Here is a 26,041-nt window from a genome sequence, read left to right on the forward strand (position 1 = left end):
GCCGTGCCGCGCAAACCCGAAGGAGTTCCCCCATGGCAGTCAGACTTCCGAACGACGCCCAGATCGCGGATGTGGCCGAAAGGATCGGCCTCAGCCTCTCGCCCGAGGACGTGTCCTCGATCAAGGGGCTGCTCGGCGGCTATGTCGCCGCCTACAACAAGGTCGACCGGATGATCGACCCGCTGCCCGTGGTGAAATACCCGCGCACGCCGGGCGTGCAGCCGCCGAAGGCCGAGAACCCGCTCAACGCGTGGTATGTGAAGTCGACCGTTCCCGGCGCGCCCGAGGGCAAGCTGAAGGGCAAGACCGTGGTCCTGAAGGACAACGTCATGCTGGCCGGCGTGCCGATGATGAACGGCTCCTCGACGCTCGAGGGCTATATCCCGAACGTCGACGCGACGCTGGTCACCCGGCTGCTCGATGCCGGCGCGACGATTGTCGGCAAGGCGCATTGCGAATGCTTCTGCATGTCCTGCGGCAGCCACACCTCGGCGCTTGGCCCGGTGTGCAACCCCTATGACCCGAGCCGCTCGGCCGGCGGCTCGTCCTCGGGCTCGGCGGTGCTGGTCTCGAAGGGCGAGGTCGACATGGCGATCGGCGGCGACCAGGGCGGCTCGATCCGCATGCCCTCGGCCTTCTGCGGCACTGTCGGCATGAAGCCCACCCACGGCCTCGTGCCCTATACCGGCGTGGTGCCGATCGAGATCACCGTCGACCATGCCGGCCCGATCACCAAGACCGTCGCCGACAGCGCGCTGATGCTCGAGGTGCTGGCCGGCCCCGATGGCTATGACTGCCGCCAGATCGGGGTGAAGACCGCGCCCTATACCGAGGCGCTCGGCAAGCCGGTGAAGGGGATGAAGGTCGCCCTGCTGAAGGAGGGCTTCGGCCATCCGCAATCCGAGGCGGCGGTCGATGACACGGTCCGCGCCGCGGCGAAGCGGCTCGAGGCGCTCGGCGTGATCGTCGAGGAGGTCTCGATCCCGATGCACCTCGACGGGCCCGACATCTGGACCCCGATCGGGTTGCAGGGGCTGATGCAGACGATGATGCTGGGCGATGGCTATGGCACCTCGCGGCAGGATCTTTACGTCACCAGCTTCATGGACGTCCATCGCGGCTGGCGCGAGCGGGCGGACGAGCTGTCCGAGACGCTCAAGCTCGCGATGATCTTCGCGCAGTTCGCCGATGACGAATACGGCAAGCGCTTCTACGGCAAGGCGCACAACCTGACCTATGCGCTGCGGGCGGCCTATGACGCGGTGCTTGCGGATTACGATGCGCTGCTGATGCCGACGGTGCCGAAGGTGGCGACGCCGCTGCCGGGCCCCGATGCCTCGCGCGAGGAGATCATCGCGCGCGGCTTCGACATCCTGCCCAACACCGCGCCCTTCGACATCTCGCATCACCCGGCGCTGTCGGTGCCCTGCGGCATGGTCGACGGCCTGCCGGTGGGGATGATGCTGGTCGGCAAGCTCTGGGACGAAAGCACGCTCTACACCCTGGGCGATGCCTTCGAGAAATCGGGCGACTGGAAATCGTTCTGAGCAACGCCCCGCCCCGGCCACCATGCCGGGGCGGGCCCACGAAAGGACAGCGGATGACGGGAGAGGGGCCATTGATGCTCGACCGGATCCTCGGCCAGGTCGACGAGGAACCCTGGGCCGAGATGCTGCATGCGCTCGACCATCTGGGCGGGCTCGAGACCGTGGCGATCCCCGAGGCCGAGGCCGGGCGCAAGCGCATCCGCCTGACCACCGACCGCGGCCGCGACTGCGCCATTGCCCTGCCGCGCGCGCAGAAGCTGACCGACGGCGCGGTGCTTTACTGCCGCGACGGCATGGCGATCGTGGCGCGGATCGGCGGCGGCGCGCGGCTGCGGCTGGTGCCGCATTCGCTGGGCGATGCGCTGCGGCTGGGCCACTGGTGCGGCAACCTGCACTGGAAGGTGGTCTTCGGCGAGGGCTGGATGGATGTCATCCTCGACGGGCCCGAGGCGCGTTATCGCGACCGGCTGCGCGATCTTGCGACGCTTGCGCGGTTCGACATCGGATGAGCGCGGAGGCCGGCATGATGCCGCTCGTGCGGGCGATGCAGCTTGCCGACAGCGGCTTTCCAAGCGGCGTCTTCGCCTTTTCCTGGGGGCTGGAAAGCGCGCTGGCCGATGGTCGGGTCGACCGGCACAGCCTGTCGGGCTGGGTTCTGGCGGAACTGCAGGGGCGCTGGCACGGCTTCGACCGGCTGGCGCTGGCGGGCGGGTTCCGCGCCACCGGGGCCGCGCTTGGTGACTGGTTCGCCACCATTGACGCGCTGATGCCCGTCGAGCGGCTGCGCGGCGCCTCGGTGCAGGCGGGCGAGGCGCTGTTCGCCGCGGCGCGCGCGCTGCGGATCGAACTAGACCCCGCGGCGCGCGCGGCCGAGCGGGCGGGGCTTGGCCATTTCGCCGTGGTGCATGGCCATTTCCTCGCGGTCTCGGGGCTCGATCTCGCCGCTGCGCTCGCCGTCTCGGCGCTGGCGATGGCGCGGGGCTGTTTCTCGGCCGCGGTGCGGCTGGGCGCCATCGGGGCGATCGCGATGCAGCGCGAGCTTTCCGCCCTTGCCCCCCGGATCGCTGCCCTTGCCGCCGACCTGCCCGCGCCCGGCACCCTGCCCGCGGGCTTTTCGCCGCTGTCCGACATCGCGCTGATGCGGCCGCGCGACGGGCGGCTGTTCATCAACTGAGCGGAGGACGGAATGCACCTGACCCCAACCGAAACCGAGCGGCTGACGATCTTCACCGCGGCCGAGCTGGCCCGCCGCTATGTCCGGCTGGGCATCCGGCTCTCGCATCCCGAGGCGGTGGCGCTGATCGCCGACGAGCTGCTGACCGTGGCGCGGCAGGGCCTGACCCATGCCGAGATCGTCAGCCATGCCGCCACCGTGCTGACCGCCGAGCAGGTCGAGCCGGGCGTGGCGAGCCTGCTCAATACCTTCTCGGTCGAGGTCTCGATGGCCGAAGGCACCAAGCTCGTCACCGTCTTCGACCCGATCCAGCCCGCGCCGGGCGAGATCCGCCCGGGCGAGGTGATCGCCGCCGAGGGCGAGATCGAGCTGAACGCGGGCCGCCCGTCCCGCGTGCTGCGTGTGCTGAACACCGGCGACCGCACCGTCCAGGTGCGCAGCCACGCGCATTTCTTCGAGGTCAACCGCGCGCTCTCCTTCGACCGGGCGGCGGCCTTCGGGATGCGGCTCGACCGGCCTTCGGGCGGCGGCGAGCGCTTCGATCCCGGCATCGAGAAGGAGGTGACGCTCGTCCCCTATGGCGGGTTGCAGGTGGTGCACGGCTTTGCCGGGCTGACCGAGGGCCCGGTCGAGGGCGGGCGCGAGGCCGCGATGGCCCGCGCACAGGCGAAGGGGTATCTCGGATGAGGATTTCGCGCGCGGACTATGCCCGCCTTTACGGCCCTACCACAGGCGACATGGTGCGGCTTGGCGACACCTCGCTTCTGGCCGAGATCGAATGCGACCACACCCAGTATGGCGACGAGCTGACCACCGGCGCCGGCAAGGCGATGCGCGACGGCGAGGGGTTCCGCACCAGCGGCACCGCGGCCTCGGGCGCGCTCGACATGGTGATCCAGAACGCGGTCATCCTCGATGCGGAACTTGGCATCGTGAAGGGCGACATCGGGATTCGCGCGGGCCGCATCGTCGGCATCGGCAAGGCCGGCAACCCCGACATCATGGACGGCGTCGACCCCGACCTCGTCACCGGGCCGAACACCACCGTGGTGCATGGCGACAATCATTTCGTCACCGCCGGCGCGATCGAGGCACATGCGCATTTCCTGTCGCCGCAGCAGGCCTGGCACGCGCTTGCCGGTGGCACGACGACGATGATCGGCATGTCGCCGGGGCCGAATTTCGACGTCAGCTGCTCGGGGCCGCACACACTCGGCCGGCTGATCCAGGCGGCCGACGAATTCCCGCTGAACTTCGGCTTTCTCGGCCGTGGCAACTCGAACCCCGACGCGGTCACCGAAAGCGTGGCGGGCGGGGCGCTTGGCGTGAAGATCCACGAGGATTTCGGCGCCTCGCCGGCGGTGCTCGACGGCGCGTTGCGGGCGGCGGATGCGGCCGATTTCTCGGTCCATCTGCACACCGACACGATCAACGAATTCGGTTTCTATCAGGACACGATGGCCGCCATCGCCGGGCGCACCATCCACATGTATCACACCGAGGGCGCGGGCGGCGGCCATGCCCCCGACATCCTGGCGGTGAACGGGTTCGAAAACGTCCTGCCCTCCTCGACCAACCCGACCAACCCCTTCACCCTGCCCGCGCTCGAGGAAGGCGTGCCGATGACGATGCTCGCCCATATGATGAGCTTCGATCTGCTCGAGGACGTGGCCTTCGCCGAGGCGCGGATCCGGCCGCAGTCGATGGCGGCCGAGGATCTGCTGCACGACATGGGCGCGATCTCGATCTTCGCCACCGACACCCAGGGCATGGGGCGGCTGGCCGAGAATGTCGCGAAATGCTGGCAGCTTGCCTCGGTGATGAAGGACCGCATCGGCCGCCTGCCCGGGGAGAAAACCGCCCGCGCCGACAACGAGCGGATCCTGCGTTATCTGGCGAAATACACGATCAACCCGGCGATCGCGGCGGGGATCGACCACGAGGTCGGCTCGATCGCGCTGGGCAAGATGGCCGACATCGTGCTGTGGCCCTTCGCCTTCTTCGGCGCGAAACCCGATCTGGTGATCAAGGGCGGAACCATCGTCTGGGCGACGATGGGCGACGGCAACGGCTCCTTCGCCGGGGCGCAGCCGCAGATCCACCGGCCGATGTGGGGCGCGCTTGGCAGCGCCAAACACCGGCTGGGCGTCACCTTCGTCTCGCGGCTGGCGATCGAGGCGGGCACCCATGCGCGGCTCGGCGTGCTGAAGGACTTCGTGCAGATCCGCTCGGTGCGCGGGCTGGGCAAGCGCGACATGCTGCGCAACGCCGCGCTGCCCGATGTGCAGGTCGATCCGCAGACCTTTGCGGCCACCGCGGACGGCGTGCCGCTGGTGGTGGAACCGGCCCGCGAGGTGCCGCTGGCGCGGAGGTATTTCCTGCGATGACCGCGGCACGGGTGGGGATCGGCGGGCCGGTGGGCTCGGGCAAGACGGCGCTGATCGAGGCGATGCTGGGCGAGCTGGCGCGCCAGGGCATCGACACGGCGGTGATCACCAATGATCTGGTGACCGACGAGGATGCCGAGCGGCTGCGTCGCGGCGGGCAATTGCCGCCCGACCGGGTGCGCGCGGTGCAGGCGGGGGCCTGTCCGCACACGGTGATCCGCGAGGACCCGACGCTGAACATGGCCGCGGCCGACCGGCTCGAGGCGGATTATCCCGGGCTCGACCTGATCTTGCTGGAATCGGGGGGCGACAACCTTGCCTCGACCTTCTCGCCGGACCTGGTCGATTTCTGGATGTTCGTGATCGACGTGGCGGGGGGCGACGACATTCCGCGCAAGAAGGGGCCGGGCATCGTGCAATCGAACCTGCTGGTGATCAACAAGGTCGATCTGGCGCCGCATGTCGGCGTCGATTTCCCGAAGATGCTGGCCGAGGCGCAGGCGGTGCGTGGCGGTGCCCCGGTGCTGGCGACGGTCTGTCGTCGCGGCGAGGGCGTGGCCGAGGTCGTCGCCCATCTGCGCCACGAGGTGCTGTTCAAGTGAGGGGCGAGGAGATGGCCGCGCGGCCCCAGCTGTCGCTGCGCTTCGGGCGCGCGGCGGACGGCGGCACGGCGCTGCTTGCGCGTCATGTCGAATGGCCCTGGTCGCTGCCGCGCGGCTATCGGCGGGCGGGGGTGACCGGGCCGCTCACGGTGCTGCCGCAATGCGCGGGGGCGGCGCTGCTGCCGGGCGACCACTGGCGCCACCATGTCACGCTGCAGCCCGGCGCGCGGGTCGATCTGGTCAGTGCGGGCGCGCTTCTGGTCCATGCCGACCGGGGCGCGCCGCGGCCTGCACGGTCTGACTGGGCCTTCCACGTCGCCGCGGGGGCGGTGCTGCGGCAGATGCCCGACCCGACCGTGCTGATGCCCGGCGCGCAGCTCGCGCAGGAGATCGAGCTTTGCCTCGAGCCCGGTGCGGTCGCGATCCTGTTCGACGGGTTTTGCCGCCAGACCCCCACCGCGCCCGCGGCCGGTGGCGGCTGGCACTCGGCACTGCGGGTCACCGACCCGGCCGGGCGGGTGCTGCTGCACGACCGGCAGGCGGTGGACGAGGCCGGGCTGATCGCGCTTGCCGCCCTGCCGGGGCGGGCGGCGGCCTTTGGCTCGGTCACGCTCTTTGGCCGCGACGATCTGGCCGAGGGGCCGCTCGATCTGCCCGGCGCCTATGCCGCCGCGGCGCGCCTGCGCGGCGGGCTGGGCACGGCGATCCGCATCGCGGCGGAGAGCGGAGGCGCGCTTGACCGCGCCTTCCGCCTGCTGCGCGACCGCCTCGCCTAGCCGCGGAACGGCGCAAGATCGGGGCGGCGGGTGTGCCAGTCGGTCACCCGCTGGAAGGCGGCACCGGCGCCAAACAGCGTGGCCTCGGCCAGCGCATGCCCGACCAGCTGGAAGCCGATCGGCGCGCCGCGGCGGTCGAAGCCGCCGGGCAGGGTCAGCGCCGGGCGGCCGGTGAAATCGGCGGGCGCGGTGAACTTCAGCAGATCGCCGAGGTTCTCGTCGCTTTCGCCGGCCGAGGGCGCGGCATAGATGTTGTCAAGCTCGGCCACCGGCGCGGTGGTGATCGGCAACAGCACCATGTCGAGCCCGTGCATCGCCCGCGCCACCGCGCCGTTGTAGACGAGCCGCCACTGCATCGCCGCGCCGACCTCCTTCGCCGAAAGCCCGTGGCCGTAATCGAGCAGCGCGGTCAGGTGCGGCGCATAGCCCGTGCGCTGTTCCGGGAAGCGGCCGGCATGGGCCAGCGCCACCTCGATCGCGCAGAGCACCGACCACTGGTCGGTGGCGTCGGCGGGCCAGGGGAAGGCGACGGGGACGATCTCGGCGCCAAGCGCCTCGAAGGCGGCGATGGCGTCGGCGATCACCGCCGCCGTCTCGGGCGCCACGTTCTCGAGCACCGCGGCGCGGTCGATGCCGATCCGCAGGCCGCGGACCGGACCGGCGCAGGCGGCAAGGTAATCGGGCACCGGGTCAAGGAGCGCCGTCGGGTCGGCGGGGTCGGCCCCGGCGATCACCGACAGGATCGCGGCGCAATCGGCGGCGCTGCGCGCCATCGGCCCGACATGGTCGAGACTGTCGGCGAGCGCAAAGACCCCGGCGCGGCTGACCCGGCCCCAGGTGCCCTTCATCCCGGTGATGCCGCAGGCGGCCGAGGGGAAGCGGATCGAGCCGCCGGTATCCGAGCCGAGCGCGCCGAAGCACAGCCCCGCCGCGACCGAAACCCCCGAGCCCGAAGACGACGACCCCGCCCAGCAGGCCGGGTTCCAGGGGTTCTTCGGCACCGCCATCTCGGGGTGGTGGCCCGAATAGGCGCCCTCGGTCATGCCGAGCTTGCCCAGCATCACCGCCCCGGCCTGCTCGAGCCGGGTGGTGACGGTGGCGTTGCGCCCGGTCGCATTGTCGCGCAGCAGCGCAAGCCCGGCCGAGGTGGGGGCGAAATCGGTCTCATACAGGTCCTTGAGCGCGAAGGGCACGCCGTGCAGCGGCCCGCGGTCGAGCCCCTTCGCGCGTTCCTCGGTGGCGATCCGCGCCGCCTCGAGCGCATGCTCGCGGGTCAGCGTGAGATAGGCATTCAGCGCCGGATCGACCGCGTCGATGCGGTCAAGCACCGCCTCGGTCACCTCGAGCGGGCTGGCCGCGCCCGAGGCGATCAGCGCCCGCGTCTCGAGCAGCGAAAGATCGGGGATTTCCCGCGTCGACAGGTCGACGGCCGTGCAATATGCGTTCATGACAGACCCAATTTGTTGCTTTTCAATTAGTAGAAAAGTAAACAAACGACATATCAATCAAATAGCGGATCTTGCGCGCTTTCGGGCGAAATTCAGCATTCTCAGGGGCAAAGGCGACCAAAGAATGGGCAAACGCCGCGCGGCACCGGCGACACCCCGCGCGACGTTTGCCGGCCTGCGCGGGCTGCGACACAGTTGCCGCATGAAAATCGGCTTGATCCTCTCGCATGACGGCCTGGCTGGGCTCTGGACTCTCGGATGCCAGGGCGGGGCAATCCTCGCCGCAGCCGAGCTGAACGCCGCGGGCGGCGTACTGGGCCAGGAAGTCGAGATCGTCCATATCGACTCGGGCGAGACGCAGCAAAGCGCCTTTCAGGCGGCGCAGCGGCTGGCGATCGACGAGAACGTCGACGCGGTGATCGGCCTGCAGTCGAGCAACCTGCGCCCGGCGGTGCGCCGCGGGCTGGCGGGGCTGGCCCCCTATATCTACACGCCGCATTACGAGGGCGGATTTTGCGGCCCGGGCACGGCGACGCTGGGCATCACCGATGCCGAGGTGCTGATCCCCAGTCTCGACTGGATGTTCACCCACCGGCGCGCGCGCCGCTTCTTCTTCGTCGGCAACCGCTACATCTGGCCGCGCGTGGCCCATGGCACGACGGAAACCGCGATCCGGATGATCGGCGGCGAGTTCGTCGGCGACGCCTTCCTGTCGCTGGGCCAGCGCGACTATGACGAGACCCTGCTGAAGATCGCGCGGGCGCGCCCCGATGTGGTGGTGGTGGCGATGCTGGGCGAGGATTCGGTCTGCTTCAACCGCGCCTTCGCCGATGCCGGGCTGAGCTGCCGGATCATCCGCCTCAACCTCGCCTTCGAGGAAACGCAGCTTCTGGGCGTGTCCGAGGGCTGTTCCGAGAACCTCTTCGCCGCGCAGGCCTATTTCGACTCGAGCCGGGGCCATGACCGCGACGCGCTGGTCGAGCGCTATGAAAGCTGTTTCTCGGGCGAATTGCCGTCGATGACCACGAACACGGTCAATTGCTATGACGCGATCTATCTGGTGGCGGCGCTGGCCGACCGGATCGGCCGGGTCGACGGGCATCTCATGGCCCGCTTCCTGCGCGACCGGTTGCCGCGGGCTGCGGCCTATCGGCTGATCGGCCGCAGCGATGCCGATGCGGGGGTGCGTCTGGCCGAGGCGGAAGGGGTGACGTTCCAGGTGCGGGAGACCTTCATGGCCTGATCGGCGAAAACCGGCATTCCGGGCGGGGTCGGCGCAGACGCGGCGCAAATCCCATGGATTTATTTTTTTGAAACTGCTACTATCAAAAACGCATTAGATTAATCGGCACAGTAGTCACATGGCGGATCAAAAGCTCACCGAGCAGATCGGATATCTCATCGCCCGCGCCAATCGCCTGATCGAGGACGATCTGGCGCGGCGGCTTCAGCCCGGCGGTATCGCGATCGAACAGTTTCGCGTGCTCAAGGCGCTCGAGCAGGACGGGCCGACGCCGATGGGGCAGCTGGCCGAGAAGGTTCTGGTCGAGCCGGCGACGCTGACCAAGATCATCGACCGGATGGTGCGCGAAAGCCTCGTCTTCCGCGTTCCCGACGAGAAGGACCGGCGCAAGGTGCGCATCGCGCTGGCGGCGGCCGGGGTGGCCATGTGCCGCAAGCTGCGCGATGTCAGCGGCGATCACGAGAAGCACATCGCCGAGACCTTCCGTGACGATCAGTTGCAGGAGATGCGGCGGATCCTGTCCGAGCTCGGCAACTGACGCTGTCGATCAGGCGCTTTCGCGCGGCACCAGGCAACCGGTGAAGGCGCGGTCGAAATCGCGCTCCTCGCTGCTTTCCAGCACCTCGACCAGATATTCCGCCATTTCGGTCAGCGGCTGGCGATAGGTGGTCAGCCGGTAATTCGGGCTGCGGCATTGCGGCACGTCGTCGAAGCCGGTGACCGCGATGTCCTCGGGGATGCGCAGGCCGAGCTTGTGCCGGATCACGTCGACCGCACCGATGGCAAGTGCGTCGTTCTCGCATACCAGCACGTCGGGCATCTCGGATCGCGGGCGGTTGCCCAGCACCTCGGTCACCACCGCCTCGGCCAGGATCGGGTCATAGGCCGGGACCTCGGCGCTTTCGGGTTCGGTGCCGAAATGGGCCTTCCAGCGCGACAGGAAGGTTTCCTTGCGCGACAGATGCGCCGAGACCGTGCGCGGACCGGCCAGGAAGAACGGCCGGCGATAGCCGCGGGCACGGACGTAATCGGCGATCTCGGTCATCGCCGCCACATCGTCCACCGCGATCGAGATCGTGTCGGGGTTTTGCGAGGTGCGCGCGAAGATGATCAGCTTGCGGAAGCGGCGGGCATGCTGCGCCGCGGCCAGCGTCTCGTCGTCGAACTGGATGCCGATCAGGATCACCGCATCGACCCGGCGCTGGCTGGCGTTCAGGAGCGCATGCCCGGTGTCGTCGCGGTCGAGCGTGTTGACCAGAAGCGTGTCCCAGCCGTGCTTGCGCAGGATCCGGGTCAGCCGCTCCATCATCACCAGCTTGTGCGGGTTGGCGAAATCGTCGACCAGCAGCGCCACAAGATTCGAGCGGTCGGAGGCCAGCGAGGCGGCGCGCAGGTCGGGCACATAGCCCAGCGTCTGCGCCGCCTCCATCACCTTGTCGCGGGTGCGTGGCGAGATCGAGGCATCCTTCTTGAAGGCCCGGTTGACCGTCCAGCGCGAGACGCCGGCCGCCGTCGCCACATCGTCGGCCGTCACATTGGCGTCGGGGCCCGTCTTGCCGCGGTGCTGAGTCATCGGTCCTCCTGCGCTGGTTCTATGCTCTCCTTCTCCGAAGATACATGGAAAATCCGGCGCGGCGAGGAAATCTGCACGCGCGTGCAAAAATCTGTTGCACGCGCGTGCAAACAGCGTGATGGTAGCGCCATCACCGGGTCGAGTCGCCCGGGTCTGGGAGGACGTCATGCTGAAAGTCGCGTTGCTCGGCGCTGGCCGGATCGGTCAGGTGCACGCAAAATCCATCCTTGCGAATGCCGAAAGCGCGCTTGTCGCGATTGCCGACGTGAATGCGGCGGCGGCGCAGGCACTCGCCGCCGAAGTGGGCGCCGAGGTGCGCAGCGTCGAGGCGATCCTGGCCGATCCGGCGATCGACGCGGTGCTGATCGCGACCTCGACCGACACCCATTCGGCGCTGATCGAGCGCGCGACGGCCGCCGGCAAGGCGGTGCTGTGCGAAAAGCCGGTCGATCTGTCGCTTGAACGCGCGCTGGCCTGCCAGGCGGCGACGGCGGGCAATGGCGCGCCGGTGATGATCGGCTTCAACCGCCGCTTCGACCCGAATTTCGCCGCGCTCAAGGCCGCCTTCGACCGTGGCGAGATCGGCAAGGGCGAGCTGCTGGCGATCACCTCCTTCGATCCGGCGCCGCCGCCGGTCAGCTATGTGCGGGTCTCGGGTGGTCTGTTCCGCGACATGATGATCCACGACTTCGACATGGCCTGCTGGATCATGGGCGGGGCGCCGGCGACGGTGAGCGCCACCGGCACGGCGATCGTCGATCCGGAGATCGGCGCGGCGGGCGATGTCGACACCGCAGTGGTGACGCTGACCTGGGCCGACGGCCGCCTCGCCGTCATCAAGAACTCGCGCCGGGCAGGCTATGGCTATGACCAGCGGCTCGAGCTGCTGGGCTCGGGCGGGCTTTTGTCGGCGCAGAACGTGCTCGAGAACACCGTGCAGAAGATCACGACGGTCGGCGCCAGCTCGGCCAAGCCCGTGTATTTCTTCCTCGAGCGCTACATGCGTGCCTACGAGGCGGAATGGAGCGCCTTCGTCGCTGCGGTGAAGGCCGGCACGGCGATGCCGGTGCCGCTTGCCGAGGGGGTTGCGGCGCTTGCCTGCGCCGAGGCCGCGACGCGGGCCGCGCAAAGCGGGCGCAGCGTGGCGATCACCGCCGACATGCTCGGCGGCTGAGGAAATTCCGGGCGCCCGGCCGGGCGTCACGGGGTCTGCCCCGGAGCATGAGGCGCCGGGGCGCGGGGCGGCGAGGAGGGCCGCCCTGACAACAAGAGGACACTGGGAGGAGACCATGAAGAAACTGCTTGGCGGCCTGATGGCTGCGACGGCGATCACCATCGCCCTGCCGGCCTTCGCCACCGACATCGTCGTCGTGGCGCATGGTCAGGCGAACGATCCGTTCTGGTCGGTGGTGAAGAACGGCGTGGAATATGCCGCGCAGCGCACCGGGGCGCATGTCGAATACCGCTCGCCCGAGACCTTCGACATGGTGGCGATGAGCCAGCTGATCGACGCCGCGGTGAACCAGCATCCCGACGGGCTCGTGGTCTCGATCCCCGATGCCGATGCGCTCGGCCCGTCGATCGAGCGCGCGGTGGCCGCCGGCATCCCGGTGATCTCGATCAACGCGGGCTCGGACGTGTCGAAGAAGCTCGGCGCGTTGCTGCATGTCGGCCAGGACGAGAAGGACGCCGGCATGAAGGCGGGCGAGAAGCTGCGCGAGATGGGCGGCAAGAAGGGCATCTGCATCAACCAGGAGGTCGGCAACGTCTCGCTCGACCAGCGCTGCGCCGGCTTCACCGAGGGCTTCGGCGGCAATGTGAAGGTGCTGCCGACCAGCTCCGATCCGACCGAGGTCGAGGCGAAGGTGCGGGCCGCGCTCGAGGCCGATCCCGAGATCGACACGGTGATGGCGCTCAATGCCTCGGTCGCGGGCGAGCCCGCGGTGGCGGCGGTGAAGGCGCTTGGCCGCGCGGGCGCGGTCCGGGTCTCGACCTTCGATCTCTCGGCCGGCTTCCTCGAGTCGGTGGCGCAGGGCGATGCGACCTTCGCGATCGACCAGCAGCAGTTCCTGCAGGGCTATCTGCCGGTCGATTTCCTCGCGCTCTATGCCGAATACGGGCTGATGCCGGGCGGCAACGTGCCCTCGGGTCCGAACCTGATCACCAAGGACAAGGCGGCGCAGGTCGTCGCGCTGTCGGCCAAGGGCATCCGCTGAGCCGCATCCGGACGGGCCGGGGAGCGCCCCGGCCCACGCCACAGCTTGCAGGGAGGACGAAATGCCTGTGGACACCCCATTGACCGACGAGCGGATCCGGACCGAGTCCTGGATTGCGCGGCTGATCAAACGCCCCGAACTCGGTTCGATCGCCGGGCTGATCCTGGTGACGGTCTTCTTCCTCATCACCGCCAACAGCGCGATGTTCACGCTGTCGGGGATCATGAACTTCCTCAGCCCGGCGGCGCAGCTCGGCATCCTGGCGATCGGCGCGGCGATGCTGATGATCGGCGGCGAGTTCGACCTGTCGATCGGCTCGATGGTCGCCTTCGCGGGGATGATCTTCGGGGCGCTGGTGGTCAATCTGGGCCTGCCGCTGATCGTGGCGATCCCGCTGACGCTCGCTTTCGCGGCGCTGGTCGGCGTGGTGAACGGGCAGCTCACCATCCGCACCGGGCTGCCCTCCTTCATCGTCACCCTCGCCTTCCTGTTCATCCTGCGCGGGCTGACCCTTGTCGGGCTGAAGGCGCTCACCGGCGGCTCGACGCAGCTGCGCGGCCTGCGCGAGGCGACGGCACAGGACATGCTCGCGCCGCTGTTCTCGGGCGAGGCTTTCAAGGGGCTGTTCGCCGCTCTCGCCCGCTCGGGGGTGATCGACACCTTCCCGAACGGCACCCCGAAGGTGCCCGGCATCCCGGTCGAGATCCTGTGGTTCGTGGGGCTTGCCCTTGCCGCCACCTGGGTGCTGCTGCGCACCCCGGCGGGGAACTGGATCTTTGCCTCGGGCGGCGACGCCAATGCCGCGGCGAATGCGGGCGTGCCGGTGCGCAAGGTCAAGACCGCGCTCTTCATGTTCACCGCCGTCTGCGCCGCGCTGCTGGCGATCATGCAGGTGATGGACGCGGGCTCGACCGATGCGCGGCGCGGCTTCCAGAAGGAATTCGAGGGCATCATCGCCGCGGTGATCGGCGGCTGTCTGCTGACCGGTGGCTATGGCTCGGCGATCGGCGCCTTCTTCGGCTCGATCATCTTCGGCATGGTGGTGATCGGCCTGACCTACACGCAGATCGACCAGGACTGGTTCCAGGTCTTCCTCGGCGGGATGCTGCTTCTTGCCGTGGTGTTCAACAACGTGATCCGCAAGCGCGTGACCGGGGAGCGCTGAGATGATGCAGGACAGCAAGTTTCATCACGGAGAGGCCGCGACGACGGCCCCGATCATTCGCCTCGAGGAGATCCGCAAGCACTTCGGCAATGTGATCGCGCTGAACGGCGTCACCTTCGACGTGCGCCCGGGCGAGTGCCACTGCCTTCTGGGTGACAACGGTGCCGGCAAGTCGACCTTCATCAAGACGATGTCGGGCGTGCTGAAACCGACCGAGGGGCGGATCCTGATCGATGGCCAGGAAACCACCTTCAGCGGCCCGCGCGACGCGCAGGACGCGGGCATCGCGACGGTGTTCCAGGATCTGGCGATGATCCCGCTGATGTCGGTGACGCGCAACTTCTTCATGGGGCGCGAGCCGACGAAGGGCCGGGGCCTGTTCAAGCGCTTCGACCATCGCCGCGCGAACGAGATCTGCGTCGAGGAGATGCGCAAGATGGGCATCAACCTGCGCGGCCCCGATCAGGCGGTGGGCACGCTTTCGGGTGGCGAGCGGCAGACGGTGGCGATCGCCCGTGCGGTGCATTTCGGCGCGCGCGTGCTGATCCTCGACGAGCCGACCTCGGCGCTGGGCGTGCGGCAGACCTCGAATGTGCTCTCGACCATCGACCGGGTGCGGCGGCAGGGCGTGGGCGTGGTCTTCATCAGCCACAACGTCCGCCATGCGCTGGCGGTGGGCGACCGCTTCACCGTTCTCAACCGCGGCCAGACGCTCGGCACCGCGGTGCGCGGCCAGATCTCGGCCGCGGAGCTGCAGGATCTGATGGCCGGCGGGCAGGAGCTTGCCGAGCTCGAGGGCTCGCTCGGCGGCACCATCTGACAGCGGCGCTTCCGCAATCGGCGGCACGGCCGGCCCCCCTCGGGAGGGCTGCGGGAGCGCATACCCCAACGCAGCGGCAAGACCGGGTCCGGCAAGCGGGCCGGGCACTCCAGCACGAGGATCAGGACGGATGAAGACCCTTGACGTGATCACCATCGGCCGCGCCGGTGTCGATCTTTACGGCGCGCAGATCGGCGGGCGGCTCGAGGACATGGGGTCGTTTCGCAAGTACATCGGCGGCTCGCCCACCAACATCGCCTGCGGCACGGCGCGGCTCGGCCTGCGCTCGGGGCTGATCACCCGGGTCGGCGACGAGCACATGGGCCGCTTCCTCCGCGAGCAGCTGGGCCGCGAGGGCGTCGATCTGCGCGGTGTGACCACCGATCCCGAGCGGCTGACCGCGCTGGTCCTGCTTGGCATCCGCGACGAGGAGCAATTCCCGCTGATCTTCTACCGCGAGAATTGCGCCGACATGGCGCTGTGCGAGGCCGACATCGACGAAGCGTTGATCGCCGAGACCCGCTCGGTGGTGGCGACCGGGACGCATCTGAGCCACCCGCGCACCGAGGCGGCGGTGCTGAAGGCGCTGCGCCTGGCGCGTGAAACCGGCGCGAAGACCGCTCTCGACATCGACTATCGCCCGAACCTGTGGGGCCTGTCGGGCCATGGCGACGGCGAAAACCGCTTCATCGAGAGCGCCGCCGTCACCGCGCGGTTGCAGGCGCATCTGGGGCTCTTCGATCTGATCGTCGGCACCGAGGAGGAATTCCACATCGCCGGCGGCAGCACCGACACCATCGCGGCGCTGCGCGCGGTGCGGGCGGTGAGCGCCGCGACGCTGGTGTGCAAGCGCGGCGCGGCCGGCGCCGTGGCCTTCGAGGGGGGCATTCCCGACAGCCTCGATGACGGCGTCAGCGGCCCGGGCTTCCCGATCGAGGTGTTCAACGTGCTCGGCGCGGGCGACGGTTTCTTCTCGGGCCTGCTGCGCGGCTGGCTCGAGGGGGCGGCCTGGCCGAAGGCGCTTGAATACGCCAATGCCTGCGGCGCGCTTGCGGTCAGCCGGCACGGCTGCACGCCGGCCTATCCCTCGCGCGCGGAACTCGACTTCTTCCTGTCGCGCGGTGTGATCCGCCCCGATTTGCGCAACGATGCGGATCTCGAACAGATCCACTGGTCGACGAACCGCGCCCGCCGCGGCCTGCCCGACTGGTCCGACATCCGCATCTTCGCCTTCGACCACCGGGTCCAGCTTGAGCAGATGGCGGGTTACACCCCGGAAAAGGGCGGCGCGTTCAAGGAGTTGTGCCTTCAGGCCGCGCAGCGGGTGCAGGCGGGGCGGCCGGGCTATGGCATCCTGTGCGACGACCGCATCGGCCGGCGCGCGCTCCATGCCGCCTCGGGCAGCGGGCTCTGGGTCGGGCGGCCCTGCGAATGGCCGGGCTCGCGCCCGCTGACGCTTGAGCCGGCCCTTGGCGCCGATTGCGGCGGGCTCGAGGCCTGGGCGCGCGAGGATGTGGTGAAGGTGCTGTGCTTTTGCCACCCGGGCGACGACCCGGCCACCCGCGCGGCGCAGGAGGCGACGGTGCGGCGCCTGTTTGAGGCCGCGCGGCGCAACGACCTCGAATTCCTGCTCGAGATCATCCCCTCGAAGGTCGGCCCGGTCGATGCCGACACCACCCCCACACTGATCCGGCAGTTCTACGCAGCGGGGATCTTTCCCGACTGGTGGAAGCTGGAACCGATGGCGACGCGGGCCGAATGGGCCAGGGCCTGTGTCGCCATCGAGGAACACGACCCGCACACCCGCGGCATCGTCGTGCTTGGCCTCGATGCGCCCGAGGCGGAGCTGGCGGCAAGCTTCCGCGCGGCGGCGGCCTTCCCGCTGGTGCGCGGCTTTGCCGTCGGCCGCACGATCTTCGGCGAGGTGGCGCGGGCCTGGATGACCGGCGCGCTTGGCGATGCGGCGGCGGTCGAGGAGATGGCGCGCCGTTATGCGCGGCTCGCCGGGCTTTGGGACACGGCCCGCGCGGCCGCGAAGGAGGCATGACGATGGAGACGATCCGGCTGACGGCGGCGCAGGCGATGGTGCGCTGGCTTGCCGCGCAGATGACCGCGGAGGGCGAGCGCTTCCTCGAGGGGATCTGGGCGATCTTCGGCCATGGCAACGTGGCGGGTCTGGGGGCGGCATTGCACGAGGCGGGCGACACCTTCCCGACCTGGCGCGGCCAGAACGAGCAGACGATGGCCCATGCCGCGATCGCCTTCGCCAAGGGCCATGCGCGGCGGCGGGCGATGGCGGTGACCTCGTCGATCGGGCCGGGGGCGACGAACATGGTGACGGCGGCGGCGCTCGCGCATGTGAACCGGCTGCCGCTTCTGCTGATCCCGGGCGATGTCTTCGCCGGGCGCCGGCCCGATCCGGTGTTGCAGCAGATCGAGGATTTCGGCGACGGCACGGTCTCGGCCAATGACTGCTTCCGCCCGGTGGTGCGCTATTTCGACCGCATCACCCGCCCCGAACAGCTGCTGAGCGCCCTGCCGCGCGCGTTTGCGGTGATGACCGACCCGGCCGACTGCGGCCCGGTGTGCCTGTCCTTCTGTCAGGACGTGCAGGCCGAGGGCTTCGACTGGCCGCGCGCGTTCTTCGCGCCGCGGGTCTGGCGCATCCGCCGGCCCGAGCCCGACGCGGCCGAGCTGGCCGAGGTGGCGGCGCTGATCCGCGGCGCGCAGGCGCCGGTGATCGTGGCGGGCGGCGGGGTGATCTATTCCGGCGCCGAGGCGGCGCTGGCCGAGTTCGCCACCCGCCACGCGATCCCGGTGATCGAGACGCAGGCGGGCAAGTCGGCGCTGGCGCAGGTACATCCGATGAACCTGGGCGCGGCCGGGGTCGATGGCTCGGCCGCGGCGAATGCGGCGGCGGCGGCGGCCGATCTGGTGCTGGGCATCGGCACCCGGTTTCAGGATTTCACCACCGGCTCGTGGTCGCTTTTCGCCAATCCCGCCCGGCGGCTTATCTCGGTGAACGTGCAGGCCCATGACGCGCGCAAGCATGGCGCGGTGCCGCTGGTCGCCGATGCACGTGTGGCGCTCGCGCGGCTGTCGGCGCAGCTGGGCGCCTGTCGCGGCACCGTCGATGCCGCGGCGCGCGCCGCCTGGCTTGCGGCCGTCGACGCCCATTGCGCCGCTCCCGACCCGGACGGCCCGCTGCCCAGCGACGCGCAGGTGATCGGCGCGGTGCAGCGCGCGACCGGCCCCGCGGCGATCGCGATGGGCGCCGCGGGCACCATGCCGGGCGCGCTCAAGCTGCTGTGGCAGCCGTCGCAGGGCGGCTATCACATGGAATACGGCTTCAGCTGCATGGGCTACGAGATCGCCGGCGCGATGGGGCTGAAGCTCGCGCGGCCCGAGCGCGAGGTGATCTGCTTCACCGGCGACGGCAGCTACATGATGGCGAATTCGGAGCTGGCGACGGCGGTGATGCGGCGCGTGCCCTTCACCGTGGTGCTGACCGACAACCGCGGTTACGGCTGCATCAACCGGCTGCAGCAGGCCTGCGGCGGGGCCGCGTTCAACAACCTCTACACGGAGTGCGCGGTCGAGGCGCAGCCCCAGATCGACTATGTCGCCCATGCCGCCTCGCTTGGCGCCCATGCCGTCCGCGCCGTCACCATCGCCGATCTCGAGGCCGAGATCACCGCGGCGCGCGGGCGCGACATTCCCACCGTGATCGTGATCGAGACCAGCGCCACCGAGGGGCCGGGCTTCGGCGCCGCCGGGCACTGGTGGGATGTGGCCGTGCCAGAGGTCAGCCACCGCCCCGAGATCGCCGCCGCCTATGACCGTTACCTTGCGCAGGCCGCCCGGGTGCGGCGCGCCAACTGACCCCCGCCCGACAGGAGAACCAGATGATCCGCTATGGCACCAACCCCATCGCCTGGGCGAACGACGACGACCGCTCGATCGGCGCCGAGATCCCCACCGCGCAGATCCTGCACGAGGCCGGCGAGTTGATCGGCTTCGACGGTATCGAGAACGGCCACCGCTGGCCCGAGGACCCGCAGGCGCTGCGCACGCTGCTGGGCTCCTATGGCCTTGCCTTTATCTCGGGCTGGTATTCGACCGAGCTTCTGACCCGCTCCGTCGAGGCCGAGATCGAAGCGGTGCAGGGCCATCTTGCGAAGCTGAAGGAAAACGGCTGTGCCGTCTGCATCGTCTGCGAGACCTCGAACGCGGTGCATTCGGACCCGAGCCACCCGGTGAACGACCGCCCGCATCTGAGCGCCGATGGGATGCGCGACTTCGGCGCCAAGATCGAGGCCTTCGCGGCCTATCTGGCGGGCGAGGGGATCACCCTCGTCTATCACCACCACATGGGCACCGTGGTCGAAAGCCCCGCAGAGATCGACGCCTTCATGGCGGCGACGGGGCCGGCGACGCATCTGCTGTTCGATGCGGGGCACTGCGCCTTTGGCGGCGGCGTGCCGGCCGAGGTGCTGGCCCGCCACGTCGGCCGGGTGCGCCATTTCCACGCCAAGAACATCCGCCGCGCGATCTGCGACCGGGTCCGGGCCGAGGATCTGTCCTTCATCGAGGGGGTGCTGGCCGGTGCCTTCACCGTGCCGGGCGACCCCGAGGGCGAGATCGACTTCGTGCCGCTGCTGCGGCTGCTGGCGCGGGCGGGCTATGACGGCTGGCTGGTGATCGAGGCCGAGCAGGACCCGGCGGTCCGCTCCCCGCTTGTCTACCAGAGCATGGGGCTGAAGGCGCTGAAGGCTGCGGCGCGCGAGGCGGGGCTTGACGCCGCCTGAGGGCGGTTTCGGTGAAAAGGAGAGGATGATGGCGGATCTGCTGCGCAAACCCTTTGGCACCCATGGCAAGGTGCACGAGATCACCCCGGCCTCGGCCGGCTGGCGCCATGTCGGCTTTTCGCTTTACCGGCTGCGCCCGGGCGAGAGCGCGGCCGAGGCGACCGGCACGACCGAGGTGATCCTCGTCCTGGTCGAGGGCCGGGCGCGCATCCATGCCGCCGGGCAGGACTGGGGCGTGCTGGGCGAGCGGATGAATGTGTTCGAGCGCACGCCGCCGCATTGCCTTTATGTGCCGAACGGGCAGGACTGGAGCCTGGTTGCCGAGACCGACTGCACCGTCGCGGTCTGTGCTGCACCGGGCCGCGGCAACCATCCGGCACGCCGGATCGGGCCCGGGGGCATCGCGCTCACCGAACGCGGGCGCGGCTCCAACACCCGCTATGTGCACAACATCGCGATGGAGGCCGAGGAGATCTGCGACAGCCTTTTGGTGACCGAGGTCTTCACCCCGGCCGGCCACTGGTCCTCCTATCCCAGCCACCGCCACGACGAGGACGACTTCCCCCGCATCACCTATCTCGAAGAGACCTATTATCACCGGATCAACCCGGCGCAGGGCTTCGGCATCCAGCGGGTCTATACCGAGGACGGCACGCTCGACGAGACGATGGCGGTGCAGGACGGCGATGTCGTGCTGGTGCCGCGCGGCCATCACCCCTGCGGCGCGCCCTATGGCTTCGAGATGTATTACCTCAACGTCATGGCCGGGCCGCGCCGCAACTGGCGCTTTCAGCCCGACCCGGCGGTGACCTGGATCCTCGACCGCGACGGCTGAGCGCGGCTTACCGGAGTGATACGAATGCCCCGCCCCTTTCCCCTTGCCGTCTGCGCCGAGATGCTCTGGCCCGAGCGCCCGATCGCGTGGCGCGTCGCCCGGCTGACCGAGCGCGGCCTTGGCGTCGGGCTGTGGAACTGGCCCGACCATGACATCGCCGAACTGGAACGGCTGGGCGCGAGCTACACGATCATGAACGGCTATCTCGAGGGGCGGCTCGCCGATGCCGAGGGGGCCGAGCGGCTGCTGGCCTCGGCGCGCGAGACGGTGCAGGTGGGCAAGCGGCTTGGCGTGGCGCGGCTGAACCTGCATGGCACGGGGCTTGGCCCGGGCGGCATTCCGCTGCGCCAGAGCGAGGTCGTCACCGGCGCGATGTGGCTGCGCGCGCGCGACACGCTGATGCGGATCTGCGATCTGGCCGAGGCCGAGGGTGTGGTCTTCACCCTCGAGAACCTCAACCCGCTCGACCACCCCGGCTGCCCCTTCGGCCGCACCGCGGATGTGCTGGCGCTGGTGTCCTCGGTCGACCGGCCGCAGCTGCGCATCAACCTCGACCTCTATCACACCCAGCTGGGCGAGGGGGATCTGCTGCGCTGGTGCGAGAAATGCCTGCCCTGGATCGGCGAGGTGCAGGTCGCCGACAATCCCGGCCGCTGCGAACCCGGCACCGGCGAGATCAACTATCCCGGCGTGGCGCGGGGGCTTTGGGCGATGGGCTATCGCGGCCCGGTGGGGATGGAGGCCTTCGCCGCGGGCGACAGCGACGCCGCCGTCGACGCCTTCGTCGCGGCCTTCACCCTGTGACCCCGGCGGGCTCACCCTCGGGCGGGCCCAGCACCAGCGTCAGATGCGTCTCGAGCATCTCGGGCAGGTCGAGCGGCGGGCGTTCGGTCATCAGCCGGTTCCACATCGTCGCCGCCAGCATCGGCGCCAGCAGCAGCTGCGGATAGCGGGTGAGCGGTTCGAGCCGCGCCACCCCCGAGCTGCGGGCATAGTCACGCACCAGCTCGAACAGCGGCTCGAGGATCGCCTCAAGATAGATCCGTGCAAGGCCCGGGAACTGCGCGCTTTCGCTCAGCACGATCAGCGCCAGCTTGTCGCGCCCCGAGGCCTGCATGTCGGCGATCGCCGCGCGCAGCCGGCGGCGAAAGGCGACCTGCGGCGGCGTGCCGGGATCGGGCGCCACGGGCGGCGCGAAGATCAGCGGCAGCGCGCCGCGCAGCACCGCATCGAAGAGCGCCTCCTTGCTGTCGAAATACAGGTAGAGCGTGCCCTTCGCCACGCCCGCCTGCGCCGCCACACGCGCCAGCCGCGCCTCGGCAAAGCCATGGGCGATGAACTCGGCCTGCGCCGCCGCGATGATCGCGGCGCGCTTGGCTTCCTTCTTGCGGTCGCGCAGCCCCGCTTCGGGCTGGGCCTGCTCTGGCTCTGACGTGGTCTCCTGCATGGTGCCATCCTTGCACGGGACAAAATGACCCGCCAGTCATTTTTCAGTTGTCAGCGGGTTCGTGCCTTCCTAGGCTGGCGCGGAACCACGGGGGAGCGGCGCGATGCGGCGAGGGGCGATCATGGCGGGGCTGGCCGTCGCGCTGGCGGTGGGCGGCCTTGTCCTGTGGCAGGCGCGTCCGGCCGCGCAGGGGCCGCTGGTTCTTGGAGGCAATGTCGACATCCGCGAGCTGAACCTTGCCTTCCGCACCGGCGGCCGCATCGCGTCGCTTGCCGTCGAGGAGGGTGATCGTCTGGCGCCCGGGGACGAGATCGCGCGGCTTGACGCGGCGCCGCAGCGCGCGGCGCTCGCACAGGCGCAGGGCGCGCTCGATGCCGCGACGGCGGCCGAGACGCTGCTGAAGGAAGGCGCGCGCGCCGAGGAGATCGCCCAGCTCGCTGCGCAGGTCGCCGGCACCGAGGCGGCGCTGCGCAATGCCGAGGCGACCTATGCGCGGCAGAAGGCGTTGAAGACCACCTCGGTCTCGCTGCAGCAGGCGCTCGATTCCGCCGAGGCCGCGCTTGGCCAGGCGCAGGCGGCGCATGAGGCCGCGGTGCAGGCGCATCTTGCCGCGGTGACCGGCGCCCGCCCGGCCGAGATCGCGCAGGCCGTGGCACAGCGACAGGCCGCCGCCGCCGCGCGCGACGCGGCGCAGATCCAGCTCGACGATGCCGTGCTGACAACGCCCGAGGCAGGCACCGTGCTGACCCGCGCGGTCGAGCCGGGGGCGATGGTCGCGGCCGGCACCACGGTGGTGACGCTGTCGCTCGACACCCCCATCCGCGTGCGTGCCTATGTCGGGGAGCCCGACCTGGGCCGGGTCGCGCCGGGCACCAGGGTGCTGGTCTTCACCGATGCCCGCCCGGGCGCGCCCTATCACGGCACGGTCGGCTTCGTCTCCTCGCGCGCCGAGTTCACGCCGAAGCAGGTCGAGACGCAGAGCCTGCGCAGCGCCCTCGTCTACCGGCTGCGGATCACCGTCGAGGATGGCGACACCGCATTGCGTCAGGGCATGCCGGTGACGGTGCGCCTTGCCGCCGAGGCGGGGTGAGCGCGATGGCGGCGGGTCTGGCGGTCTCGATCCGCGGCCTGACCCACCGCTATGCCGGGCAGGGCGCGGAGGAGCACGCGCTGGACGATGTGGCGCTGAGCATCGATCGCGGTGTCATCACCGGGCTGGCGGGGCCCGATGGCGCGGGCAAGACCACGCTGATGCGGCTGATGGCGGGGCTCTTGAAACCCGTCTCCGGCGAGATCGAGGTGCTGGGGCTCGACCCGCTGCGCGCCGCGTCGGAGCTGCACCTGCGGGTGGGCTACATGCCGCAGAAGTTCGGCCTCTACGAGGATCTGACGGTGATGGAGAACCTGGTTCTCTATGCCGATCTGCGCGGCGTCACCGGCGCGGCGCGGCAGGCGCAGTTCGAGCGGCTGCTCGATTTCACCGATCTGCACCGCTTCACCGGGCGGCTTGCCGGCAAGCTGTCGGGCGGCATGAAGCAGAAGCTCGGCCTTGCCTGCACGCTGGTCGGGCAGCCGGAGCTGCTGCTGCTCGACGAACCCGGGGTGGGCGTCGATCCGATCTCGCGGCGCGAGCTGTGGCGGATGGTGCAGGCGCTCGCCGCCGAGGGCATGGCGGTGGTCTGGGCCACGGCCTACCTCGAGGAGGCCGAGCGTTGCGACGCGCTGTGCCTGATGAACGCCGGGCGGGTGATCTTTGCCGGCCCCCCGGGCGAGCAGATCGCGCGGATGCGCGGCCGCTCGGTCCTGGCCTGTGACATCCGCGGCAACCGGCGCCATTTCCTGCGCCGCGCGCTCGGCCTTCCGGGGGTGATCGACGGGGTGATCCAGGGCGATGCGGTGCGGCTTGTGCTGGCCGAGGGGCAGGCGCCGCCCATGGCCGAGCTGGGCGAGGACGCGCCGCGCATCGTGCCGGTCGAGCCGCGGCTCGAGGATGCCTTCATCGATCTCGTGGGCGGCGGGCCCGACGGCCGCTCGGCGCTTGCCGGCACGCTGGCCGAGGTGGCGCTGCCGGCGCATATCGACCCGGAGGCGGTGATCCGCGCCCATGACCTGACCCGCCGCTTCGGCGATTTCGTCGCCACCGATCACGTCAGCTTTTCCGTCCGGCGCGGCGAGATCTTCGGCCTTCTCGGCCCGAACGGCGCGGGCAAGTCGACCACCTTCCGGATGATGTGCGGCCTGCTCGCGCCCACATCCGGCGAGGCGCAGGTGATGGGGATCGACCTGAAGCATTCGGCCCCCGCGGCGCGGCAGAAGCTGGGGTACATGGCGCAGAAATTCTCGCTCTACGGCAATCTCGGGGTCGAGCGGAACCTGCGCTTCTTCGCCGGCATCTACGGGCTCAGCGGCCGCAGCCGCGACCGCAAGGTGGCGCAGATGCTGGAAAGCTTCGAGCTTGACCATTACCGCGGCACGCAGGCGGCCGAGCTGCCGCTTGGCTTCAAGCAACGCCTGTCGCTGGCTTGCGCGCTGATGCACGAGCCGCCGCTGCTGTTCCTCGACGAGCCGACCTCGGGTGTCGATCCGGTGACCCGGCGCGAGTTCTGGTCGCATATCAACGCGCTTGTCGACCGCGGCGTGACGGTGATGGTGACCACTCATTTCATGGACGAGGCGGAATATTGCGACCGTATCGGCCTCGTCTATCGCGGCCGGCTGATCGCCGTCGGCCCGCCCGACGATCTGAAGCGGCAGGTGGCCGATGCCGCATTGCCCGATCCGACCTTCGAGGATGCCTTCATCCGGCTGATCGAGCGCGACGATGCCGCCCGCGCCGCGGCAGGGGGGGCGCCATGACCCGCACTCTGCACGAGGGGTTCTCGCTGCGCCGGCTGCGCGCGCTCTGCATCAAGGAGACGAAGCAGATCCTGCGCGACCCGAGCAGCCTGTTGATCGCCGTGGTGCTGCCGGTCGTGCTGCTGTTCATCTTCGGCTTCGGCATCTCGCTCGACACCAACCGGCTGTCGCTCGGCATCGTGCTCGAGGATCAGGGCGCCGAGGCGCAGCGCTTTGCCGCCGTGGCCGCGGGCTCGCCCTATATCCACCTGCGCTTTGCCCGGACCCGGGCCGAGCTGGCCACGCCGATGGCCGAGGGCGCGCTGCGCGGTCTCATCGTGATCCCGCAAGATTTCGGCGCGCGGCTGGCGGCGGGCGACGGCAGCGCGCGGATCCAGGTGCTGACCGACGGCTCGGAGCCGAACACCGCGAATTTCGTCGCCAGCTATGCCCAGGGCCTGTTCGAAAGCTGGCTGCACGCGCGCGCCGATGCCCGCGGCGTCAGTGCCGATCCGCCGGTGTCGCTGGAGCCGCGCTACTGGTTCAACCCCTCGACCGAAAGCCGCAACTTCCTGATCCCGGGCTCGATCGCCGTGGTGATGACGATCATCGGCGCGCTGCTGACCTCGCTCGTCGTTGCGCGGGAATGGGAGCGCGGCACGATGGAGGCGCTGCTCGCCACCCCGGTGCGGCGGGGCGAGTTGCTGCTGTCGAAGGCGCTGCCCTATTACGGGCTCGGGCTGATCGCGATGGCGGTCTGTGTCGTCATCGCGGTGGTGCTGATGCACGTGCCGTTGCGCGGCTCGATCGCCATGCTGTTCGTCGCCACCAGCCTGTTCCTGGGCAGCGCGCTTGGCCTCGGGCTGCTGCTGTCGACGCTGACCCGCAACCAGTTCAACGCGGCGCTCGCGGCGCTGAATGCCGCCTTCCTGCCGGCGGTGATGCTGTCCGGGCTGATCTTCGAGATCTCCTCGATGCCGGCTTTCGTGCAGGCGGTGACGCTGATCGTGCCGGCGCGCTATTTCGTGACGGTGATGCAGACCCTGTTCCAGGCCGGCGACATCGCCGCGATCCTGCTGCCGAACCTGCTGTTCCTGCTGGTCTCGGCGCTGTTCTGGCTGGGCCTGACGGCGCGGCGCACCCGCATGAGACTGGACGGCTGACG

At 69.7% G+C, this 26,041-nt stretch carries 24 protein-coding genes; 21 read left to right on the forward strand and 3 right to left on the reverse strand.

All coding sequences use genetic code 11. The features are described from left to right. Positions 1–32 precede the first annotated feature (32 nt). Genes DYS74_RS13745 through DYS74_RS13775 form a run of 7 tightly spaced genes read left to right on the forward strand, consistent with a single transcriptional unit; the run spans position 33 to position 6,486 of the window. A complete protein-coding gene (locus tag DYS74_RS13745) occupies positions 33–1,547 on the forward strand; it encodes an amidase (RefSeq protein ID WP_121534265.1) in 1,515 nt (504 codons plus the stop codon). A gap of 53 nt (positions 1,548–1,600) precedes the next feature. Beyond that, positions 1,601–2,056: an urease accessory protein UreE gene (locus DYS74_RS13750; RefSeq protein ID WP_121534266.1), complete on the forward strand. Its 456-nt coding sequence runs from the start codon at positions 1,601–1,603 to the stop codon at positions 2,054–2,056. A 14-nt stretch (positions 2,057–2,070) separates the two neighbouring features. Next, a complete protein-coding gene (locus tag DYS74_RS13755; RefSeq protein ID WP_245965287.1) occupies positions 2,071–2,721 on the forward strand; it encodes an urease accessory protein UreF in 651 nt (216 codons plus the stop codon). 12 nt (positions 2,722–2,733) lie between these two features. Next, positions 2,734–3,408, forward strand: coding sequence for an urease subunit beta (ureB, locus tag DYS74_RS13760; protein ID WP_121534268.1), 675 nt, complete (start codon positions 2,734–2,736; stop codon positions 3,406–3,408). After that, positions 3,405–5,108 (forward strand): urease subunit alpha, encoded by a 1,704-nt coding sequence (gene ureC / locus DYS74_RS13765; protein ID WP_121534269.1) that lies wholly within the window; start codon positions 3,405–3,407, stop codon positions 5,106–5,108. The genes ureB and ureC overlap by 4 nt, the downstream gene beginning before the upstream one ends. Further along, a complete protein-coding gene (gene ureG, locus DYS74_RS13770; protein WP_121534270.1) occupies positions 5,105–5,710 on the forward strand; it encodes an urease accessory protein UreG in 606 nt (201 codons plus the stop codon). Before ureC ends, ureG begins: the two co-directional genes overlap by 4 nt. Before the next feature lie 11 nt (positions 5,711–5,721). Then, positions 5,722–6,486, forward strand: a complete 765-nt coding sequence (locus DYS74_RS13775; protein ID WP_121534271.1) for an urease accessory protein UreD — start codon at positions 5,722–5,724, stop codon at positions 6,484–6,486. Here DYS74_RS13775 and DYS74_RS13780 read toward each other — a convergent pair. Then, on the reverse strand, positions 6,483–7,934 hold the full coding sequence (locus DYS74_RS13780) for an amidase (RefSeq protein WP_121534272.1): 1,452 nt from the start codon (positions 7,932–7,934) through the stop codon (positions 6,483–6,485). The genes DYS74_RS13775 and DYS74_RS13780 overlap by 4 nt on opposite strands. Before the next feature lie 202 nt (positions 7,935–8,136). Here DYS74_RS13780 and DYS74_RS13785 point away from each other — a divergent pair, with 202 nt between their 5' ends. Next, positions 8,137–9,177, forward strand: coding sequence for a substrate-binding domain-containing protein (locus tag DYS74_RS13785; RefSeq protein ID WP_245965288.1), 1,041 nt, complete (start codon positions 8,137–8,139; stop codon positions 9,175–9,177). Between the two features lie 118 nt (positions 9,178–9,295). Continuing rightward, positions 9,296–9,715 carry a MarR family winged helix-turn-helix transcriptional regulator gene (locus DYS74_RS13790; protein ID WP_121534273.1) on the forward strand — a complete coding sequence of 140 codons (420 nt, stop codon included), beginning with the start codon at positions 9,296–9,298 and terminating at the stop codon, positions 9,713–9,715. 9 nt (positions 9,716–9,724) lie between these two features. Here DYS74_RS13790 and DYS74_RS13795 read toward each other — a convergent pair whose 3' ends face one another. Then, positions 9,725–10,750 carry a LacI family DNA-binding transcriptional regulator gene (locus DYS74_RS13795; RefSeq protein ID WP_121534274.1) on the reverse strand — a complete coding sequence of 342 codons (1,026 nt, stop codon included), beginning with the start codon at positions 10,748–10,750 and terminating at the stop codon, positions 9,725–9,727. Between the two features lie 166 nt (positions 10,751–10,916). Here DYS74_RS13795 and iolG point away from each other — a divergent pair, with 166 nt between their 5' ends. From iolG to DYS74_RS13840, 9 genes are all read left to right on the forward strand, one after another. Beyond that, positions 10,917–11,924 (forward strand): inositol 2-dehydrogenase, encoded by a 1,008-nt coding sequence (iolG, locus tag DYS74_RS13800; RefSeq protein WP_121534275.1) that lies wholly within the window; start codon positions 10,917–10,919, stop codon positions 11,922–11,924. A gap of 115 nt (positions 11,925–12,039) precedes the next feature. Further along, positions 12,040–12,966, forward strand: coding sequence for a sugar ABC transporter substrate-binding protein (locus DYS74_RS13805; protein WP_121534276.1), 927 nt, complete (start codon positions 12,040–12,042; stop codon positions 12,964–12,966). Positions 12,967–13,027: 61 nt separating this feature from the next. Beyond that, a complete protein-coding gene (locus tag DYS74_RS13810; protein ID WP_121534277.1) occupies positions 13,028–14,131 on the forward strand; it encodes an ABC transporter permease in 1,104 nt (367 codons plus the stop codon). A gap of 1 nt (position 14,132) precedes the next feature. Then, complete coding sequence (locus DYS74_RS13815; RefSeq protein ID WP_121534278.1) at positions 14,133–14,951, forward strand: ATP-binding cassette domain-containing protein; 819 nt, start codon at positions 14,133–14,135, stop codon at positions 14,949–14,951. 130 nt (positions 14,952–15,081) lie between these two features. Further along, positions 15,082–16,998 carry a bifunctional 5-dehydro-2-deoxygluconokinase/5-dehydro-2-deoxyphosphogluconate aldolase gene (locus tag DYS74_RS13820; protein WP_121534279.1) on the forward strand — a complete coding sequence of 639 codons (1,917 nt, stop codon included), beginning with the start codon at positions 15,082–15,084 and terminating at the stop codon, positions 16,996–16,998. A gap of 2 nt (positions 16,999–17,000) precedes the next feature. Next, positions 17,001–18,833, forward strand: coding sequence for a 3D-(3,5/4)-trihydroxycyclohexane-1,2-dione acylhydrolase (decyclizing) (iolD, locus tag DYS74_RS13825; protein ID WP_121534280.1), 1,833 nt, complete (start codon positions 17,001–17,003; stop codon positions 18,831–18,833). A 23-nt stretch (positions 18,834–18,856) separates the two neighbouring features. Beyond that, positions 18,857–19,759 carry a myo-inosose-2 dehydratase gene (gene iolE / locus DYS74_RS13830; RefSeq protein ID WP_121534281.1) on the forward strand — a complete coding sequence of 301 codons (903 nt, stop codon included), beginning with the start codon at positions 18,857–18,859 and terminating at the stop codon, positions 19,757–19,759. A gap of 28 nt (positions 19,760–19,787) precedes the next feature. Further along, positions 19,788–20,594 (forward strand): 5-deoxy-glucuronate isomerase, encoded by an 807-nt coding sequence (iolB, locus tag DYS74_RS13835; RefSeq protein ID WP_121534282.1) that lies wholly within the window; start codon positions 19,788–19,790, stop codon positions 20,592–20,594. A gap of 24 nt (positions 20,595–20,618) precedes the next feature. Further along, positions 20,619–21,398, forward strand: a complete 780-nt coding sequence (locus DYS74_RS13840) for a TIM barrel protein (protein ID WP_121534283.1) — start codon at positions 20,619–20,621, stop codon at positions 21,396–21,398. On the opposite strand, the gene DYS74_RS13845 is transcribed toward DYS74_RS13840, so the two are convergent. Beyond that, complete coding sequence (locus tag DYS74_RS13845; protein WP_121534284.1) at positions 21,388–22,041, reverse strand: TetR/AcrR family transcriptional regulator; 654 nt, start codon at positions 22,039–22,041, stop codon at positions 21,388–21,390. The genes DYS74_RS13840 and DYS74_RS13845 overlap by 11 nt on opposite strands. 103 nt (positions 22,042–22,144) lie before the next feature. On the opposite strand from DYS74_RS13845, the gene DYS74_RS13850 reads away from it, so the two are divergent. Genes DYS74_RS13850 through DYS74_RS13860 form a run of 3 tightly spaced genes read left to right on the forward strand, consistent with a single transcriptional unit; the run spans position 22,145 to position 26,039 of the window. Further along, positions 22,145–23,131: an HlyD family efflux transporter periplasmic adaptor subunit gene (locus DYS74_RS13850; protein WP_121534285.1), complete on the forward strand. Its 987-nt coding sequence runs from the start codon at positions 22,145–22,147 to the stop codon at positions 23,129–23,131. 5 nt (positions 23,132–23,136) lie between these two features. Next, positions 23,137–24,897 carry an ATP-binding cassette domain-containing protein gene (locus DYS74_RS13855; RefSeq protein WP_121534286.1) on the forward strand — a complete coding sequence of 587 codons (1,761 nt, stop codon included), beginning with the start codon at positions 23,137–23,139 and terminating at the stop codon, positions 24,895–24,897. Then, positions 24,894–26,039 carry an ABC transporter permease gene (locus DYS74_RS13860; RefSeq protein ID WP_121534287.1) on the forward strand — a complete coding sequence of 382 codons (1,146 nt, stop codon included), beginning with the start codon at positions 24,894–24,896 and terminating at the stop codon, positions 26,037–26,039. The genes DYS74_RS13855 and DYS74_RS13860 overlap by 4 nt, the downstream gene beginning before the upstream one ends. Positions 26,040–26,041: the final 2 nt, after the last annotated feature.

Origin of the sequence: Paenirhodobacter hankyongi (assembly GCF_003664585.1) — a bacterium.
GTDB classification, from domain to species: Bacteria; Pseudomonadota; Alphaproteobacteria; order Rhodobacterales; family Rhodobacteraceae; genus Rhodobacter; species Rhodobacter hankyongi.